Here is a 19,079-nt window from a genome sequence, read left to right as displayed (position 1 = left end):
AGAGACCCGATGCGCACCACCACTGCCAGGGAAGCCTCCCGCGTCGACGAGGTGCCGCTGCAGGCGCCTTCCCTCGATATCTGGGACAGCAAGTATCGCCTCAAGGACCGACACGGCCGGCCGGTGGACGCCGACCCCGGCGCCACCCGGGAGCGAGTGGCCCGGGCGCTGGCCGCGGTGGAAGACGACGCCGAGGCCTGGCTGCCCCAGTTCCGCTGGGCGCTGGACAACGGCGCCATCCCGGCCGGGCGCATCGTCGCCAACGCCGGGGCGGAGGCCGTCAAGCCGGCGGTCAGCCTGATCAACTGCACGGTGTCCCGCACCCTCCACGATGCGATGCGCGACATCCTCGAGGGCGTGGTCGAGGCCGGCATGACCCTCAAGGCCGGCTGTGGCATCGGCTATGACTTTTCCACCCTGCGCCCCCGCGGCGCCTTCGTGTTCGGCGCCGGCGCCGGCACCAACGGCCCGCTGGCGTTCATGGATATCTACGACAGGATGTGCTTCACCGTGGCCTCGGCGGGCGGGCGCCGCGGTGCCCAGATGGGGACCTTCGACGTCGGCCATCCGGACGTGAAGAGCTTCATCGAGGCCAAGCGCGAGGCCGGCCGGCTGCGCCAGTTCAACCTCAGCCTGCTGATCACCGACGAGTTCATGGAGGCGGTGCACGCCGACGCCGACTGGCCGCTGGCGTTCCCGCTGCACCCCGCCGAGCAGGACGACGTCGACGACGGCGAGCTGGTCTATCGCGACTGGCCGACCATCGGGGAGGGCTACCTCCTCGACGCCGAGGGCCGGGTGGCCTGCCGCGTGGTCGAGACGGTCCGCGCCCGGGCGCTGTGGGACACCATCATGCGCTCCACCTACGACTTCGCCGAGCCGGGCTTCATCTTGATCGACCAGGTCAACCGCATGAACAACAACTGGTTCTGCGAGGAGATCCGCGCCACCAACCCGTGTGTCACGGCGGATACGCGGCTGCATACCCAATTCGGCCAGGTGCCCATCGGCGATCTGTACCGACGCGGTGATGACCTGCAGGTGACGGTCGACAAGCGAGCGCTATGTACCGGTGATCGAGGCGTCGAGACGCGCCCGGCGGTGCCGGCCTTCATGACCGCGAGGCAGGCCGATGTCTACCGGGTCACGACGCGTGAGGGATACGAGATCAAGGCCACCGAATGGCACGAGTTATATACCCAGCGCGGCAAGATTCCGTTGAAGGACCTGAGGGTCGAGGATCGACTGTGGATGCAGTCCGGCAAGGGCCAGTTCGGCGATCAGGGCGACGAGCGCTTGGGCGTTCTGCTCGGCCTGATCGCCGGCGACGGCCACTTCACGCATCGTGGCAACGGCCACGAGGCGGTAATCGTCAATTTCTGGGAAAGCGATCGCACGCTGGCCGATATCACGGCCGACTACATCAACGAGCTGATCGCGGACTCCGCCAAGACCTCGCGTCGCTACCGTGTGGCGCCGGTCGCCGTGGCCGAACGCCGCCACGTCTTTATTCGCTCGGTGATTCTGGCGCGCCTGCTGGCGCATTACGGTTTCACTCGCGACACCAAGCTCAAGGTGCCGGAAGTGGTCTGGCGAGGCACCGAGGAATGCGTCAAGGGCTATCTGAGAGGCCTCTTTCAGGCAGACGGTACGGTGCAGCGGGACGACAAGAATGCCTATTGCACGATTCGTCTTGCATCCAGCGAGCGAAGCTTGCTCAAGGACGTACAGGCCTTGTTGAGTAACTTCGGTATTTTCTGTCGGATCCTAAAGCGGCGTACTGCTCAAGCCAGGTTGTTGCCGGATGGGCGCGGGGGGAAACGTGAATATCCGTGTAAGGCCGACTATGAGCTGCTGATTGGCTCCGCGTCGCGCGATCGCTTTATGCAGGAAATCGGCTTTCTGATTGGCGCCAAGAATCAGAAGTATCGCGAGTGGCAAAGCATGCGAACTAGAGCCGTGAGCACGACCTACATGGCGCAGGTAGGAGCCATCGAGTATGTGGGGCGTGAGGCTGTTTTCGACACGACTCAGGAGGATAAAAACAGTTTAATTTTCAATGGATTGGTTACAGGCAACTGCGGCGAACAGCCGTTGCCGCCCGAGGGCGCCTGCCTGCTGGGCTCGATCAACCTGACACGTTTCGTGCTCGAGCCCTTCGGCGAGGCGCCGCGCTTCGACTGGGAGCGCTATCGCCGGGTGGTGGCGATCTTCACCCGCATGCTCGACAACGTGGTGGAGATCAGCGGCCTGCCGCTCGACGGCCAGCGCCGCGAGATCGAGGCCAAGCGCCGCCACGGCATGGGCTTTTTGGGGCTGGGGTCGGCGCTGACCATGCTCAAGCTGCCCTACGGCTCGCCGGAGTCGCTGGCCTTCACCGAGGAAGTCAGCCGGGTGCTGGCGGTCGAGGGCTGGAAACAGGCCCTGGCGCTGGCCAGGGAGAAGGGCATGGCGCCGGTGCTGGCCGAGACCTTCGAGCTGACGCCACGCATGCTGCGCGAGCGCCCGGAGCTCAAGCAGGACGGCTATCAGGCCGGCGACCGGGTGCCGGGGCGGATCCTGCACGCCCGCTACAGCCGCTACATGCAGAAGATCGCCGAGGTCGAGCCGGAGCTCGTCGCCGAGCTCGCCGAGCACGGCGCGCGCTTCACCCATCACAGCTCCATCGCGCCCACCGGCACCATCTCGCTGTCGCTGGGCAACAACGCCTCCAACGGCATCGAGCCGTCCTTCTCGCACCGCTACTTCCGCAACGTCATCCGCGCCGGGCGCAAGACCAAGGAGCAGATCGAGGTGGTCTCCTTCGAACTGGCCGCCTATCGCCATCTGGTGGCGCCGGCGGCGGTGGAGAGCGACCTGCCGGATTACTTCGTCACCGCCGACGGCGTCTCGCCGGAGCAGCATGTGGCGGTGCAGGCCGCGGCCCAGGCCTGGATCGACTCGGCGATCTCCAAGACGGTCAACGTGCCCACCGAGTTCGCCTACGAGGACTTCCAGAACCTCTACCTGACGGCCTACGACAGCCGGCTCAAGGGCTGCACCACCTTCCGCTTCAACCCCGAGGCCTTCCAGGGCGTGCTGGTACGCGAGGACGACCTCAAGAACACCGTCTACGTCTTCGAGCTGGAGAACGGCGAGCGGCTGGAGCTCTCCGGCGACGAGACGGTGCTCTACGAGGGCGAGGAGCACACCGCGGCCAACCTGCACGAGGCGCTCAAGGAGGGCACCTATGGCAAGTGGTAAATCAGGGCTCGCGACGGCCGTGAATGGCCGTCCGTCCACCGTCACCGCATCCGCTTTCACAGGAGCCCCGTCATGAGCGTCGAGATCACCTCGAAGATCGTTTCCTCCCGCGTCCGCCAGGCCCAGGACGTGCCGCCGCCGGCCGACGAGGACCCGCTGACGCGGCGCATTCCCTCGCGCCCCGAGGGCACCCTGGAGGCGGTGTCGGAGAAGATCTCCTACGTCGGCGCCGAGGGCCGGCGCAAGGTCTACCTGCTGGTGTCCTTCATGCCGGTGGAGGGCGTGCTGAACGGCGAGCGGGTGGTCATCGAGCGCCCGGTGGAGTTCTTCCTGCCCTCCGGCCAGCTGTCCAGCGAGCACCAGTGGATCACCGCCACCATGCGCAGCCTGTCGCTGGCCGCCCGCGGCGGCTACGTCACCCAGGCGGTGGCCGATCTGCGCAAGGTGGCCTGGGACAAGGGCCGGGTGCGCTGCGGCATGAACCGCTGGGGCAAGCCGATGTTCCACGACTCCGAGGTCGCCGCCATCGCCTGGTCGATCCAGCAGATCCTCTACCGGCGCGGCTTCCTCGACCAGGACGGCCTGCAGGTGCCGGTGGAGGAGCTGGTGGCGCGCCACGCCCGGCGCCTGGCCGGCCGGCCCTGGTATCCGCCCGGCCCCGAGGAGCAGGCCGACGCCGAACGCGCGGCCGAGGCCGGCCAGGGCGGGCCCACCGTGGTCGGCCAGTGCCCCGAATGCGCGGGTGACCTGGTGATGATGGACGGCTGCCCGACCTGCTACTCGGGCTGCGGCTGGTCCAAGTGCGGTTGACCGGTGCGGATCGCCTCGCCGGTCAACGCTCGGCGAGACGACAGACGATCCCCGTCGCGACCGTCAGCCCCGGCCGATGCCGGGGCTTTCTTGTCGCGACGCAGCAGGTCAGGACGAATCGAACGTTTAAATGCAAGCCGGTGCGCCGGCTTGCGGCTCTGTTATGTTCGTCCTGCGAATAACAAGCACAAACCCTCTACCCAAAGCTATGGAGTCAAGATCATGCGCTACAACAACAAGACGCTGATCGCCCTGTCCGTCGCGACCCTCGGCCTGACGGCGGTCAGCAGCGCCTCGGCCGCCACCCTCGACGAGGTGAAGGAGCGCGGTAACCTGCGCTGCGGCGTCAACGTCGGGCTGTCCGGCTTCTCCTCGCCGGACGAGAACGGCACCTGGCAGGGGCTGGACGTCGAGACCTGCCGCGCGGTGTCCTCGGCCATCTTCGGCGACCCGGAGAAAGTGGTCTTCACCCCGCTGACCGCCAAGGAGCGCTTCACCGCCCTGCAGTCCGGCGAGATCGACCTGCTCTCGCGCAACACCACCTGGACCGCCACCCGCGACAACTCCCTGGGCCTCAACTTCACCACCACCACCTTCTACGACGGCCAGGGCTTCATGGTCGCCAAGGACCTCGGCATCGAGAGCCTGGAGGATTTGAACGGCGCCTCCATCTGCATCCAGTCGGGCACCACCCACGAGCTCAACCTGGCCGACTACTTCCCGTCGAAGGGCATCGATATCGACACCGTGACCTTCGACACCCCGGATCAGACGGCCCAGGGCTTCGCCAGCGGCCGCTGTGACGTCCTGACCTCCGACACCTCCCAGCTCAGCGCCCTGCGCCTGCAGTTGCCGGAGCCGGACAGCGTGGAGATCCTCACCGAGCTGATCTCCAAGGAACCGCTGGGCCCGGTGGTGCGCCAGGGCGACGACCAGTGGCTGGACATCGTCAAGTGGTCGGTGTTCGCCATGGTCAATGCCGAGGAGCTGGGCGTGACCCGCGACAACGTCGACGAGATGCAGCAGAACCCGCCCAATCCCCAGGTCGCGCGCCTGCTGGGCGACGACGGCAACTACGGCGAGCAGATGGGCCTCGAGAATGACTGGGCCTACGACATCATCGCCCAGGTGGGCAACTACGGTGAGGTGTTCGCCGCCACCGTGGGCGAGGAGTCTCCGCTCGCCATCGGCCGCGGCATGAACGCGCTGTGGAACGAGGGCGGCATCCTCTACGCACCGCCCATCCGCTGATCGGCATCGAACCTCCGTTCCCCCTCACCCCCACTCGGGGGTGAGGGGCCGTTACCCCGTATTCGAGGCCCGACATGCTGCGTTCTTCGTCTTCCGAGCGGGGGCCGCTGTGGCGCGACCCCGCCGTGCGCGCGCTGGTGATCCAGGCCCTGCTGCTGCTGGGACTGGCGGCGCTGATCGTGATGCTGGTAACCAATACCCTGGCCAACCTCGAGGCCCGGGGCATCACCACCGGCCTGGGCTTCCTCCAGGAGCGGGCCGGCTTCTCCATTCCCCAGACGCTGATCGCCTACAGCGGCGACAGCACCTACGGCCGCACCTTCGTGGTGGGGCTGCTCAACACCCTGCTGGTGTCCGGCCTCGGCATCGTCGCGGCGACGGTCATCGGCTTCGCGGTGGGCATCGCCCGGCTCTCGAGCAACTGGCTGCTGGCCCGGCTGGCCGCCGCCTACGTCGAGATCTTCCGCAACATTCCGCTGCTGGTGCAGATCCTGTTCTGGTACTTCGCCGTGCTCCAGGCGCTGCCCAGCCCGCGCCAGAGCCTGTCGCTGTTCGAGGCGCTGTTCCTCAACGTGCGCGGCCTGGTGATGCCGGCCCCGGTGGCCCAGCCGGGCTTCGACGCCACCCTCTGGGCGCTGGCCCTGGCGGTGGCCGCCGTGGTGGGGCTGTCGCTCTACGCGCGGCGCCTGCAGGCCCGCACCGGCCGGGCGCTGCCGGTCTACCGGCTCGGCGCGCTGCTCCTGATCGGCCTGCCGCTGGCCGTGTTCCTGGTGACCGGGCGGCCGCTGGCCTGGGACGTGCCGGCGCTGGCCGGCTTCAACTTCCAGGGCGGGGTGACGATCATCCCCGAGCTGATGGCGCTGTGGCTGGCGCTGTCGATCTACACCGCCTCCTTTATCGCCGAGATCGTGCGCTCGGGCATCCAGTCGGTGCCGAGAGGGCAGGTCGAGGCCGCCCGGGCGATCAGCCTTCCCGGCAACATCACCCTGCGCAAGATCGTCATCCCCCAGGCGATGCGGGTCATCGTGCCCCAGCTCACCAGCCAGTACCTCAACCTGATCAAGAACTCCTCGCTGGCCACGGCCATCGGCTATCCGGACCTGGTGGCGGTGTTCGCCGGCACCACCCTCAACCAGACCGGCCAGGCCATCGAGATCATCGCCATGACCATGGCGGTCTACCTGCTGATCAGCCTGGTGGTGTCGGCGCTGATGAACCTCTACAACGCCCGCACCCTGATGAAGGAGCGCTGACATGGCCGAGATGGCGACACGAATCGAGATGATCGAGGCGCGCCGGCCGCCGGACCTGCGCCGCGGCGTGATGGGCTGGCTGCGCGCCAACCTCTTCGACGGGCCGCTCAACAGCGTCATCACCCTCATCGTGCTGGCGGTGCTGGGCTGGGGGCTGTGGCCGCTGGTGCAGTGGGCGTTGATCGACGCCGACTGGCTGGGCTCGACCCGCGAGGCCTGCAGCGGCGAGGGCGCCTGCTGGGTGTTCATCAGCGCCCGCTTCGAGACCATCGTCTACGGCTTCTACCCCGAGGCCGCCCGCTGGCGGGTCGATGCGGTGTTCCTGATGCTGGGGCTGCTGATCGCCTGGCTGGCGATCCCCCGGCTGCCGGCCAAGCGCTGGGTGGGGCTGTTCGCCCTGGTCGGCTTCCCGGTGGTGGCCTACGTGCTGCTGCTCGGCGGCCACTTCGGGCTGATGGCGGTGCCGACCCGCGAGTGGGGCGGGCTGATGCTGACCCTGACGGTGGCCGTCGTGGGCATCGTCGGCTCGCTGCCGCTGGGCGTGGTGCTGGCGCTGGGGCGTCGCTCGCGGATGCCGCTGGTGCGCGGCGTGTGCGTGGTGTTCATCGAGTTCTGGCGCGGCGTGCCGCTGATCACGGTGCTGTTCATGGCCTCGGTGATGCTGCCGCTGTTCGTGCCCACCGAGGTGGAGTTCGACAAGCTGCTGCGGGCCCTGATCGGCATCATGTTCTTCTGGAGCGCCTACATGGCCGAGGTGGTGCGCGGCGGGCTGCAGGCCATTCCCAAGGGCCAGGAGGAGGCCGCCAAGGCGCTGGGCATGGGCTACTGGCGGCGCATGGGACTGATCGTGCTGCCCCAGGCGCTGAAGCTGGTGATCCCCGGCATCGTCAACACCTTCATCGCGCTGTTCAAGGACACCTCGCTGGTGCTGATCATCGGCCTGTTCGACCTGCTGGCGATCATCCGCGCCGGGCTCACCGACAGCAACTGGCTGGGCTTCGCCACCGAGGGCTACGTGTTCGCGGCGCTGATGTTCTGGATCTTCTGCTTCAGCATGTCGCGCTACAGCCAGTATATCGAGCGGCGTCTGCACACGGGGCACCGGAACTGAGCGGCAGGCATGGAATAACAAGCACGTAACAACACGCTTTCAAGAACGAGGAAACACCGGCATGGCGACCACCAACACGGCCAGCGCCCCCGCCGACGACGCGATGATCTCGGTCGAGGGGCTCAACAAGTGGTACGGCGACTTCCACGTGCTGCGCGACATCGACCTCAGCGTGGCGAAGGGCGAGCGCATCGTCATCTGCGGGCCCTCGGGCTCGGGCAAGTCGACCCTGATCCGCTGCCTCAACCACCTCGAGGAGCATCAGCAGGGCCGCATCGTCGTCGACGGCGTGACCATGACCCAGGACGTGAAGCGCATCGAGCAGATCCGCCGCAACGTCGGCATGGTCTTCCAGCACTTCAACCTGTTCCCGCACCTCTCGGTGCTCGACAACTGCTGCATCTCCCAGACCTGGGTGCAGAAGAAGCCCAGGGCCGAGGCGGAGAAGACCGCCATGGAGTTCCTCGAGCGGGTGCGCATCGCCGACCAGGCGCACAAGTACCCGGGCCAGCTCTCCGGCGGCCAGCAGCAGCGCGTGGCCATCGCCCGGGCGCTGTGCATGCGCCCCGAGGTGATGCTGTTCGACGAGCCGACCTCGGCGCTGGACCCGGAGATGATCAAGGAGGTGCTCGACGTCATGGTCGAGCTGGCCCAGGACGGCATGACCATGCTCTGCGTGACCCACGAGATGGGCTTCGCCAAGACCGTGGCCGACCGCGTCATCTTCATGGACCAGGGGCAGATCATCGAGCAGGCCCCGCCGGAGACCTTCTTCAACCATCCGGAGTCGGACCGCACGAAGCTGTTCCTGAGCCAGATTCTCGGTCATTAAGCGAGCCCCGGGCACCAACGACAACGGCCCGGACGCCAAGGCGTCCGGGCCGTTCTGGTTTTCCGCAACGATCAGGCGGCGTCGAGGGCGCGCGCCGGACCGAAGTGCTCGTAGTGGCGACGCTCGTCGGGAATGCCCAGCTCCTTCAGGCAGCGATCCACGGCGGACATGAAGCCCCGGGGGCCGACGAAGTAGCAGCGTGCGCCCTCGGGCAGGTAGCGGGCCAGCAGGTCGCGGTCCACGCGGCCGAGGTGATCGGCGCCGTCGCCGCGCTCGTGCACGCTGACCGCGGTCAGCCGCTCGGGATGCTCGGCGGCCAGGGCCGCGAGCTCGTCGGCGAAGGCGCGCTGTTCGGCGTCTTGGGCGGCGTGCAGATAGGCCACCCGGCGGCCCTCGGCCAGGGCCTGGCGGGCGATCGGCAGCATCGGCGTCTGGCCGACGCCAGCGCTTGCCAGCAGCAGGGGCTCGTCGCCGGCCACCAGGGTCAGCTCGCCGGCGGGCGGCAGCAGCTCGAGGGTGTCGCCCACGGCCATGGCATCGTGCAGGTGCCGGCTGGCCACGCCGCCGTCCTCGCGCTTCACCGAGATGCGAACGCTGCGGCCGTTGGGCAGCGCCGAGAGGCTGTAGTGGCGATGGACCGGACGGCCGTCGATGGTCAGGCGCACGCCGATGTACTGGCCGGGGAGGTGCTTGGCCACCGCGCCGCCGTCGGTGGGCTCCAGCACGAAGGAGCGGATCACCGCGCTTTCCTGGCGCGTCTCGGCGATACGGAACTCGCGCGGGCCGCGCCAGCCGCCGGGCCGCTGTTCGAAGGCCCGGTAGCTATGCTCTTCCAGCTCGATCAGCAGGTCGGCCAGCTCCTCGTAGAGCGCGCCCCAGGCGTCGGCGATCTCCGGCGTCACGGCGTCGCCCAGCACCTCGCCGATGGCCGCCATCAGGCACTCGCCGACGATCGGATACTGCTCGGGGCGGATGTCCAGCGACACGTGCTTGCTGACCACCGTGGCCAGCACCTCGCGCACCCGCTCGGGGTCCTGGCGCAGCTGCACGTAGGCCAGCACGGCGGCGGCCAGCGCCCGCGGCTGGCCGCCGTTGGCCTGGTGGGTCTGGTTGAACAGCGAAGCGACCTCGGGATAGCGCGCGAACATCAGCGGGTAGAAGCGCCGGGTGATGGCGTCGAGATGCTCGGCGACCACCGGGGCGGTGGCGGCGATCAGGCTTTCCTGGGCGTGGGTCAACATGGGCGGGCTCCTGGGGATGGGCGGCGTCTCTTAAAGATGCATTTAAATTACATCTAAAAGAGGCGGGCGAACACCCTGCCCCCTGGTCCAGATTGTCGCAGTCGCGCCCCGTGCCGATCCCGGTCGGGATCCGGCTCCGCCCGGGGCTTGTCCGGCCTTCGCCAGGAAAGAAACGGACGGCTAGGCTTCAAGGCAGGCGAAGCAGCGGCGGGGAATCAGGCATGGATATCATCAGGGTCTTCGATGCCAGCTACGCGCGCGCCCTGGCCCACGAGATCGAGGGGCAGGGCTTCTTCGATGCCTTCTACCGGCGCTTCCTGGACGGCTCGTCGGAGGTGGCCGAGAAGTTCCGCGACATCGACATGGCGCGCCAGCAGGCGATGCTCAAGAAGTCGTTCTACCACCTGCTGAGCCTCTACGCGGCCAGCCACGACGGCGACTACCTGGCGCGGGTGGCGATCCGCCACAGCCGCGGGCATCTGGACATCCGCCCGGCGCTCTACGACCGCTGGCTGGAGACGATGATGGCGACGCTGCGCGAATACGATCCCGAGTGCGGCGACGAGCAGGAGCTGGCCTGGCGCCTGGTGATGGCGCCGGGCATCGCCTACATGAAGTTCCACTACGACCGGGAGGCGCCGGTGGGGCATGACGGGGACGCATGATGGCATAGAACGGTCGGAGGGCTTTTTGCTGAGGCCGTCAGTCATCGCCCCAAGGAGCCCTCCTATGACGAGATAGGAGCGTCTCGCGGGTGCTGGCCAGGTGGCCGAGTGTCATCCCTAGGTATGGCGTGTCTTCTCGGCACTGGGCAAGGCCAGCGCCGAGAACGGTCCGCTGGACGCGCGCACCCGTCGCCTTGTCAAGTGGCGGTGTACGCTAGGTCCTAGGATGCCATGCACTCTCATGTGCGCCGAGCCCTGGCCGAAGGTGAATCCCCCCTAGGTGCTTGAGCAGGTGGCGCTGCTGCGCATCCCCACCCTGGGGATGCCGGCGAGCGTCGCGGCAATGATCTGGATCGAGGACATCACCGACGAGACACGAAGTCGTGAAGCGGTCACCGAGGCGGCCAGCATGCGTATCGCTTCACTCGTCGGAAAAAAGCGCTCATGAACCCTGACGCAAAACGCTCTGCCTAGTGCGCCGAACTGCGCATTTGGCAGGACTTCTCCTGCCCGGGGTCTATGGCGTCGGCGTCAGCTGGTCGGCTGAGGGCGGCGGTTATTGACCTGGCAGGCGCCCAGCTGGCCATGACCCCGTAGACTCTCTTGCGCTTGCTGGTCAGGCTACGTGAGGAAGGCGCGATTCCCATCGATCGCCAGCGCTACGACGACACGACCATCGCCGTGGTGAGCTGATCGCCGGGCTGCCAGTGGGGCGCACCGCCTCAGCCTAGAAGATGGCGCTCCCCTCACCCGCACTGATCAAGAGCATCCCATTGGTGTTACAAGGTATCTGCGGAGAGACCAAGGTGCCGCTGATGCCCATTAGTGTTGGCCCCACTGGAGATTAAGCGCCGAGTGGTGAAACGACTTACACACAGGGCCGTCGTCACCGACGCCAGGTTCTGCTCGGCGCACGGAGTTCCAGACGCCGGCGCCGCCCCTGACTTCGCGGCAAGGCATCACGTCAATACCCGCAGACACTGGCCCGTGTGGTATAGCGTGAAGCCTCCTTCGTAGGTCGAGCTCCACAGCGGCTTGGCGCGGACCGGCTTCGGGACGCGGAGCGGCAGTGGCATCAGTGCGTCTTCGTCGTGGATCAGGTAGTGGGCGAAGCCCTTGCCCACCACCGTGCCGGTGGTGACACCTCGGCCGTTGTAGCCGCAGGCGGCCAGTATCCCGGGGGCGGGCTCGAACAACCGCAGGGTATGGTCGGGCGTGAAGGCGACCCGGCCGGTCCAGGTGCATTCCCAGTCGACTTTGCCCAACTGGGGGAAGTAGTGGCGCTGGACACGGTCGGCCCAGCCACGGACATAGGCCTGCGGCCGGCCTTCCCCTTTGCCCAGACTGCCCAGGATTAGTCGTCCCTCGGCATCGCGGCGCATGCTGCTGAGCACCATGCGGGTGTCCCAGGCACCTTGGCGCTCGGGCAGGATGTCGCCGGCGATCTCATCCGGCAGCGGGCGTGAGGCGACCTGAAAAAAATGGCCGGGGAAGAAATGCTGGCGGACCTGATTCCAGTGGTCCTCGGTATAGGCGTTGGTGGCGATCACCAGGCGTGGCGCGGTGACGCTGCCCTCGGCGGTGATGACGCGCCAGTCTGAGCCCTGCCGCATGATGCCCGTCGCCCCGCTGTGTTCATGGAGCCGAGCGCCCACCGAGGCGGCGGCACGGGCCAGTCCCCGTGTATAGGCGGCGGGGTTGATGGTGCCCGCCCGATGGTCGAGCAGGGCGCGGCGGATGCGTCGGGTGCCGACCTTGTGTCGGCAGGCCTCGTCCTCCAGTAGCTCGACCGGTGCGCCCCGCTGCTGGAACTGCTCGATGCGCCGGAACAGTTCCCGCTCACCCTTGGCGTTGTGGGCCAGATGTAGGGTGCCAGTGCGTGTCGCGTCACACTCGATCCCATGACGCTTGATGAGGCCGAATACTTCGGCAGGTGCTCCGCCCAGGATCGCATTGGCGCGCTCACCGTCCTGCTCGCCTAGGGCCTGGCAGATGTCGTCTGGGGGAATCCACAGCCCAGCATTGACCAGCCCCACGTTGCGCCCCGAGCCGCCGCTGGGAATCTCGCCAGCCTCGATCAGCACTACATCGGTGCCGGCCTCGGCGAGGTGCAGGGCGGTACTGAGCCCGGTGATGCCCCCGCCGATTACCACGATGTCCGCGGTATGATCGCCTCGCAGGGTATCCAGGCTCAGGGAGTACTCGGGCGAGGTGTAGTACCACAGGCAGTGTTGCTTCATGACGCCTTCCTCTGGCTGAGTTTGTGGCGGTCGAGAAACCAGTCTGCAGCGGCCAGGTCCTCGATGGCGGTGCCTACCGACTTGAACAGGGTGATGTCCTCGGGCGAACGACGCCCGGATACCTCGTGGCGGCACAGCTCGTCCAGGGTGCCGCGTATATCGCCGTGCGCGATGGCACCGCTCTTGAGGCTCGCCAGGAGGTCGCCGGCCTCCTCCAGGCAGCCTTCCATCGTATCCACGTGCACCTCGGCGCGGCGCATGGTTGTGTCGTCGCACTCGCGCATGTCGGGGCGGAAGGCGCCCACCAGGTCGACATGCGTACCCGGGCTGAGCCAGTCGCCGTCAAACAGCGACTCCTTGGCCATGGTGGCACAGCTAACGATGTCGGCAGTCGGAACGGAGTCCGATAGCGACTCCGTGGTGAAGATCTCGAAGGGCCGGTCGCGGAACTCTTCGACGAGTCGATGCGCCTTGGCAGAGTTGCGCCCCCAGACCGAGACCGTTTCGATGGGCCTGACCGCCGTATGTGCCTCGATCAGGGTCCGAGCCATACGGCCGGTACCGAGCACCAGCAGGTGCGATGCGTCTTCGCGAGAAAGGTAGCGCGAGGCCAGCGCTGAAGCGGCGGCCGTGCGCCAGGCGGTGAGCCGGTCGGCCTCGAGGGTCGCCAACGGCTGGCCCGTGTCACCGTCGAACAGCACATAGATGGCATGCACGCCTGGCAGATCGAGGCGGACGTTATCGGGTGACACCGTCGCGCATTTGATGCCGAAACGGTGCCCCGATCGGTGGGCGGGCATGGTGAGCAGGGTGATGTCGGAGCCACTCGACCGTGGAATCTCCTGTTGGATCCGTACTGGTGCCTCGAGCCCCGCGATGAAAGCGCTCTCCAGCGCCCCCACCAACCCCGGCCAGTCCATTAGCGACGCCAAAGTTGCATTGTCGAGATACTGCATGTCTTGGCCTCCCTGGTTCAGTGCTCGGGCGCTGAGTTCTGTCCCGGCCAGGCATAGAAGTGTCGCGGATTGTCACGCAGGGTCTTGTGCTGCAGGTCGAGGAGCTCGCGTACCTCTTGAGCCGGCTCGCCTTTGGGATGACGTTCGATCCAGCTCTCGAGGTCACGTTGAGCGGCGGGGGAGAAGGATTCGAAGTTACCCTGAGCCTCGATCAATTCCAGTTTACGTTCCTCCTGGCGCATCGAGTGGACCAAGGTAAGACTGGCCACTCCCCACAGAGCGGCGATGGAGGCGAGCATGACGATAATGGCGGAAAGGCTCATGAGGTCCGACCTCCGGCGATGGTGGTGGAATAGCTGCCGTTCTGACGGCGGTTCATGATCCACATGCACAGCGGGATCATCAGCGTCAGCAGGGTCAGCCCACTGAGCGTCTTCCAGGGCGTAGTGCCGAGGTTGCTGTAGAGGAAATAGGCCATTATGCCGAGCATGATGGTGGGAATCTGGTAGCGCACGATGGCTTCCCAGAGGCTCGGGACATAGAGATCGGCGCCGCGGTTCAGGCTCAGGATGCGCAATCGGTTGGCATCGAACTTCCAGCCGATAGTGATCATGATGATGAAGGTCGCCAGCGGCAGGCCCCAGTTACCGATCACGAAGTCCAGGTAGCCGAGGATGTCGGCGTTCATGGCGCTCGGGATGCCCAGCAGCCAGATGATGCCGCAGATCGTCAACACGGCCTTGGTGCGGGACAGATTGCGCTCCTCCTTGTAGGTGGTAACGCCGACCTCGGTGATGGCGGTGGCGGTGGTCAGGTTGGCGAAGAAGAAGCTCATGAAGAACAGCAGCGCCCATATATAGCCACCGGTCATGCTGCCGAAGGCGCTGGCAAGAGCCACGAAGGCCAGCTCTGCGCCGGAGGTCGGCGAGATGCCGAAGGCGAAGACGATGGGAAAGACGGCGAAGATGGCCAGCAGGCCGAAGCTGGTGTTGCCCACGGCGGTGAAGATGCCGCCGCCCAGCGGGATATCGTCGTTGCGTCCCAGGTAGCTGCCGTAGGTCAGGGCGATGCCCCAGCCGAGACCGGTGGAAAACAGCGCCTGACCGAGGGCGGCGAGCCAGGTTTCGCCCCTGGCAAGGTAGGCCCAGTTCGGCGAGAAACTGAACTCCAGGCCGGCGATGGCGCCTGGCAGGGTCAAACCGCGGATGGCGATGGCGATCAGCGAGATCGTTAGGATCGGCATCATCCATTTTGCCAGTCGCTCGATACCGCCCTTGATGCCGAGCAGCAGGATGCCGGTGACCATCAGCATGGCGATGCTGTGCATGCCGACATTCAGCGCGGTGTTGCCGCTGAAGGCCTGCCACAGGGCTGCGGTGTCGAAGTCGGTCTGGGTGAATGTGCCGATCAGGGCATGGTAGGCATAGTAGATCGACCAGCCGACGATCGAGGAATAGTACGACATCAACACGATGTTGAAGATCAGGATAACCAGCCCGAGGCCCAAGAAGCGGTTGTTGCCGTAGATCTTGCGGAAGGTGCCGAGAAGGCCCTGGCGAGTGTAGCGGCCGAGGCTGGTCTCGCCCATCAGGCCGGGCACGGCGATCAGGTAGAGCAGCAGGAAGTAGGCGATCAGGAAGGCGCCGCCGCCGTTCTCGCCAGTGACATAGGGCATGCGCCAGATGTTGCCGGCGCCGACCATGGCTCCGACTACGGCCATCAGATAGCCGAAGCGGCTACCCCATTGTTCTCTCGAGATTGTTGTTGTCATTTCATGGCTCCATGACTCGTCGTTGGGAAGCACGGACGAAGCCGTCGCCACCCCGCGCGAGCGGGGTAGCGACGATCATGATCAGTCGAACTTGATGCCCTGGGCCAGCGGCAGTTCGCGGGAATAGTTGACGGTGTTGGTCTGGCGACGCATGTAGCTCTTCCAGATATCGGAACCGGACTCGCGGCCGCCGCCGGTCTCCTTCTCGCCGCCGAAGGCGCCGCCGATCTCGGCGCCGCTGGGGCCAATGTTGACGTTGGCGATGCCGCAGTCGCTGCCCTGGTCGGAGACGAAGGCCTCGGCCTCGCGTACGTCGGTGGTAAACACGCAGGAGGAGAGCCCCTGGGGGACGTCGTTTTGCAGGGCCAGCGCCTCATCGAAGTCGCGGTAGCTCATCACGTAGAGAATCGGGGCGAAGGTCTCGTGCTTGACCAGCTCGTCCTGGCGCTCCACCTCGACGATAGCCGGGGCCACGTAGTACCCATTGGGGTAGTCGTCGGCCAGCTTCCGCTCGCCGCCGAAGACGCTGGCACCCTGCTCGCGGGCCTTGCCCAGCACCGACTGCATCTGGTCGAAGGCCTGGGCGTCGATCAGCGGGCCGACTAGGCTGCCGCCCATCGGGTCGCCGATGGTCACGCCGGCATAGGCCTTCTTGACCCGCTCGACGACCTCATCGCGCACGGATTCGTGGACGATCAGGCGGCGCAGGGTGGTGCAGCGCTGGCCGGCGGTACCCACCGCGGAGAACAGGATGGCGCGCACGGCCATGTCCAGATCGGCGCTGGGTGCCAGGATCATGGCGTTGTTGCCGCCGAGCTCGAGGATGCTGCGACCGAAGCGCGCGGCCACGCGGGGCGCGACCTCGCGGCCCATGCGGGTGCTGCCGGTGGCGCTGATTAGTGGCACGCGGGGGTCGTCGGTGAGCACCTCGCCGGCCTCACGCTCGCCGATGATCACCTGACTGAGGTCCGCCGGTGCCTCGTCGCCGAACTCGGCCATGGCGCGCTCGAGCAGTGCCTGGCAGGCCAGGGCGCACAGCGGGGTCTTTTCGGAGGGTTTCCACAGCAGGCTATTGCCACAGACCAGCGCCAGGGCGGCGTTCCAGGCCCAGGGCGCCACCGGGAAGTTGAAGGCGGTGATCAGGCCGATCGGGCCCAGCGGGTGCCAGCTCTCGCGCATGTGGTGGCCGGGACGCTCCGAGGCGATGGTCAGGCCATACAGCTGGCGGGACTGACCGACGGCGAGGTCGCAAATGTCGATCATTTCCTGCACTTCGCCGAGGCCTTCCTGGTAGATCTTGCCGCATTCCAGGGTGACCAGGGCGCCGAGATCCTCCTTGTGGCGGCGCAATTGCTCGCCGAACAGGCGTACCAGCTCGCCGCGGCGCGGGGCCGGCACCTGGCGCCAGGCCTCGAAGGCCGACTGGGCGCGGTCGATACGCGCCTTGACCTGCTCGCTGCCTTCCAGTGCCACCCGGCCGAGCTCGCCGCCGTCGGTGGGTGAGGTCACGGCATAGTCGCCGCCACGGTACAGGGATTCGCTGACCCCGAGGCGTTGCATGATGGACTCGATCATTCTTCCTCCTACTGCTCGAATGCGTGTGATGGGAACGCGAGCAGTATTGCTAGGGTTGCGAGCGGGCCTCAAACGACGTTTTATACGGAGGTCATTCTATTTTTTCTTGTAGGGGTCGAGATGAGCCGTCGCCACCTGCCCACCCTCTCCGCCATGCAGTGTTTCGAGGCTTCGGCCCGGCACCTGAGTTTCACTCGGGCAGCCGAGGAGCTGAGCCTGACCCAGAGCGCCGTCAGCAAGCAGGTCGCGCAGCTCGAGTCGGTGCTCGAACATCCCCTGTTTCGCCGGGTTCGCAAGCGGCTGCAGGTCACTCCGGAGGGGTCGCTGTATCTGACCGAGGTCCGTAAGGTGCTGGCCCAGGTCGAGATGTCCACTCGCTATATGCAGTCCTACGGTGGCCAGAGCGAGGTGCTCAACGTCACCACCTTGCCGACCTTCGGTGCCCGCTGGCTGATCCCGCGGCTCAACGGTTATCGCTTCCGCCATCCCGGTGTCTACCTGAACATCGCCAACCGGGTGGAGCCCTTCGACCTCGAGGAGGAGCGGGTCGACGTGGCCTTCTTCTTCGGCCACGGGGCCTGGCCGAAGGCGGAGTGCATCAAGCTACTCGACGAGACCATGGTGCCGGTGTGCGCTCCAACGGTGATGCCTGTCGGTGGCATCGACAACCCGCTGGCCTTGACCGAGCTGGTGTTGCTGCAGAGCGCGACGCGGCCCGAGGCGTGGCACGACTGGTTCGAGGCCCAGGGCTGCTATACCGTCCACAGCTATCACGGGCCGCGTTTCGATACCTTCTACATGGCGGTGAGCGCCGCCCGGGCGGGCTGCGGCGTGGCGCTGGTGCCCCGCTTCCTGGTCGAGGAAGAGCTGGCGGCCGGCCAGCTGACGATTCCCTGGGCGTTCGCGCTGACCAGCCGTGATGCCTATTACCTGGCTTACCCCGAGTACAAGGGCGAGGTCGCCAAGGTCCGGGGTTTCATCGACTGGATCCTCGACCATCTCGAGGCGCCGGCGCACGTTCATGGCGCCCGCCCGGCGAACTAGCCCGATCCGAGGCCAGTCTCGGCGCAGGTCAGCACATGCGAGACGAAGTGGCGGACCTTGGCGAGCTCGCCGAGAGGTTCCGGGTAGACCAGGTAGTAGGCGTCGGGGCTGCGCAGCGCATGGGGCCAGGCGAGAGCCAGGCGCCCCGTGGCGAGTTCGGTGTCGACCATGAAGCGAGGCACCAGCGCCAGGCCTCCCTCCGCCATCGCCGTGCGGATCAGCATCTGGAAGGTCTCGAAGCGAGTGCCGTGATAGCTGCGGGCGGTGGTGATGCCTTGATCGTCGAACCATCGATGCCAGGCGTCCGGGCGGGTGGACAAGTGCAGCAGGTGGCAGTCGGCCAGGTCCGAGGCCCGTTCGAGTCGCCAGCGGGCCAGATAGGCCGGCGCCCCTATCGCCACCACTTCCTCATCGAACAACTTGTGGCACTCCAGGCTGGGCCAGCGACCGTGGCCGTGGAAGAAGGCCACGTCGATGTCCTGCTCCTCCAGGTCGAAGGCCTGTACCCGGTCGGTGATGCTCAGGCGGATGCCCGGGTGGGCCGTGAAGAAGGCCGGCAACTGGGCGCTCAGCCAATGGCTGCCGAAGGTCGGCAGGGTCGCTACCCGCAGGACCTCGCCGTGGCCGCTGTAGGTCATGATGGCATTCGCCGACATCTCGATCTGGGCGAGGATCTTGCGCACCTCGGTCAGGTACAACGAGCCCTCAGGCGTCAGCACCAGGGTGCGACGGACGCGCCGGAACAGCTTGTGCTGGAGGTAGTCCTCCAGTTGGGCGACCTGCTTGCTGATGGCGCTCTGGGTCAGGCTCAGCTCCTCGGCGGCCCGGGTGAAACTCATGTGCCGTGCGGCCGCCTCGAAGCATTGCATGTTGGTGGTCGAAGGCAGGTGGCGTGCCGTCATGGGGTCTCGGCTCCCGCGCAAAAGCGCCATTCTAGCCAATCACACGACCTGATGCCGATGCGGGGGTGCGATAAACCATTCCCATCTAGCATTCATGTCGCGGGGCACTGGGGTTTAGGCGGCTTTCTTTTTCATGTTCATGAAATTAAGGAATGGATAGCGCGTTTTTTTTCGTTTGAAGGCCT

At 66.5% G+C, this 19,079-nt stretch carries 16 protein-coding genes; 9 read left to right on the top strand and 7 right to left on the bottom strand.

Features of this window, described 5'->3' with window-relative positions; genetic code table 11:
• Positions 1-9 precede the first annotated feature (9 nt).
• The 6 genes from UYS_RS0203470 to UYS_RS0203445 all read left to right on the top strand — a co-directional run bounded on the left by UYS_RS0203470 (position 10) and on the right by UYS_RS0203445 (position 8,500).
• Positions 10-3,243, top strand: a complete 3,234-nt coding sequence (locus tag UYS_RS0203470; protein WP_016854101.1) for an LAGLIDADG family homing endonuclease — start codon at positions 10-12, stop codon at positions 3,241-3,243.
• Between the two features lie 72 nt (positions 3,244-3,315).
• Entirely contained in the window at positions 3,316-4,053 is a 738-nt protein-coding gene (locus UYS_RS0203465; RefSeq protein WP_016854100.1) for a hypothetical protein, read from the top strand.
• A 222-nt stretch (positions 4,054-4,275) separates the two neighbouring features.
• Positions 4,276-5,304, top strand: a complete 1,029-nt coding sequence (locus UYS_RS0203460; protein WP_016854099.1) for an amino acid ABC transporter substrate-binding protein — start codon at positions 4,276-4,278, stop codon at positions 5,302-5,304.
• A gap of 74 nt (positions 5,305-5,378) precedes the next feature.
• A complete protein-coding gene (locus tag UYS_RS0203455; RefSeq protein ID WP_016854098.1) occupies positions 5,379-6,557 on the top strand; it encodes an amino acid ABC transporter permease in 1,179 nt (392 codons plus the stop codon).
• A gap of 1 nt (position 6,558) precedes the next feature.
• The gene (locus UYS_RS0203450) at positions 6,559-7,668 is read left to right on the top strand and encodes an amino acid ABC transporter permease (RefSeq protein ID WP_016854097.1); all 1,110 of its coding nucleotides are present in this window, start codon (positions 6,559-6,561) and stop codon (positions 7,666-7,668) included.
• Between the two features lie 61 nt (positions 7,669-7,729).
• Positions 7,730-8,500, top strand: a complete 771-nt coding sequence (locus UYS_RS0203445; protein ID WP_016854096.1) for an amino acid ABC transporter ATP-binding protein — start codon at positions 7,730-7,732, stop codon at positions 8,498-8,500.
• A gap of 71 nt (positions 8,501-8,571) precedes the next feature.
• Here UYS_RS0203445 and hmpA read toward each other — a convergent pair whose 3' ends face one another.
• Complete coding sequence (gene hmpA, locus UYS_RS0203440) at positions 8,572-9,741, bottom strand: NO-inducible flavohemoprotein (protein WP_016854095.1); 1,170 nt, start codon at positions 9,739-9,741, stop codon at positions 8,572-8,574.
• Between the two features lie 221 nt (positions 9,742-9,962).
• On the opposite strand from hmpA, the gene UYS_RS16810 reads away from it, so the two are divergent.
• Positions 9,963-10,406 carry a globin gene (locus UYS_RS16810; protein ID WP_016854094.1) on the top strand — a complete coding sequence of 148 codons (444 nt, stop codon included), beginning with the start codon at positions 9,963-9,965 and terminating at the stop codon, positions 10,404-10,406.
• Positions 10,407-10,686: 280 nt separating this feature from the next.
• Positions 10,687-10,854: a hypothetical protein gene (locus UYS_RS18735; protein WP_016854093.1), complete on the top strand. Its 168-nt coding sequence runs from the start codon at positions 10,687-10,689 to the stop codon at positions 10,852-10,854.
• A 511-nt stretch (positions 10,855-11,365) separates the two neighbouring features.
• Here UYS_RS18735 and amaA read toward each other — a convergent pair.
• The 5 genes from amaA to amaB form a co-directional block, all read right to left on the bottom strand.
• Positions 11,366-12,646, bottom strand: coding sequence for an L-pipecolate oxidase (gene amaA, locus UYS_RS0203420; protein ID WP_016854091.1), 1,281 nt, complete (start codon positions 12,644-12,646; stop codon positions 11,366-11,368).
• Positions 12,643-13,602, bottom strand: coding sequence for a bifunctional Delta(1)-pyrroline-2-carboxylate/Delta(1)-piperideine-2-carboxylate reductase (gene lhpI, locus UYS_RS0203415; protein WP_016854090.1), 960 nt, complete (start codon positions 13,600-13,602; stop codon positions 12,643-12,645). Before lhpI ends, amaA begins: the two co-directional genes overlap by 4 nt.
• A gap of 17 nt (positions 13,603-13,619) precedes the next feature.
• Positions 13,620-13,925, bottom strand: a complete 306-nt coding sequence (locus tag UYS_RS0203410; protein ID WP_016854089.1) for a DUF8026 family protein — start codon at positions 13,923-13,925, stop codon at positions 13,620-13,622.
• Positions 13,922-15,373 (bottom strand): sodium-dependent transporter, encoded by a 1,452-nt coding sequence (locus tag UYS_RS0203405; RefSeq protein WP_026068319.1) that lies wholly within the window; start codon positions 15,371-15,373, stop codon positions 13,922-13,924. Before UYS_RS0203405 ends, UYS_RS0203410 begins: the two co-directional genes overlap by 4 nt.
• 81 nt (positions 15,374-15,454) lie before the next feature.
• Positions 15,455-16,948 carry an L-piperidine-6-carboxylate dehydrogenase gene (gene amaB, locus UYS_RS0203400; RefSeq protein WP_016854087.1) on the bottom strand — a complete coding sequence of 498 codons (1,494 nt, stop codon included), beginning with the start codon at positions 16,946-16,948 and terminating at the stop codon, positions 15,455-15,457.
• Positions 16,949-17,068: 120 nt separating this feature from the next.
• Here amaB and UYS_RS0203395 point away from each other — a divergent pair, with 120 nt between their 5' ends.
• Entirely contained in the window at positions 17,069-17,992 is a 924-nt protein-coding gene (locus UYS_RS0203395) for a LysR family transcriptional regulator (protein ID WP_016854086.1), read from the top strand.
• On the opposite strand, the gene UYS_RS0203390 is transcribed toward UYS_RS0203395, so the two are convergent.
• Positions 17,989-18,894, bottom strand: coding sequence for a LysR substrate-binding domain-containing protein (locus UYS_RS0203390; protein WP_016854085.1), 906 nt, complete (start codon positions 18,892-18,894; stop codon positions 17,989-17,991). The genes UYS_RS0203395 and UYS_RS0203390 overlap by 4 nt on opposite strands.
• Positions 18,895-19,079: the final 185 nt, after the last annotated feature.

Origin of the sequence: Halomonas smyrnensis AAD6, assembly GCF_000265245.1 — a bacterium.
In the GTDB taxonomy this organism is placed as follows: Bacteria; Pseudomonadota; Gammaproteobacteria; order Pseudomonadales; family Halomonadaceae; genus Halomonas; species Halomonas smyrnensis.
This window is presented reverse-complemented; position numbering and strand designations above follow the sequence as displayed.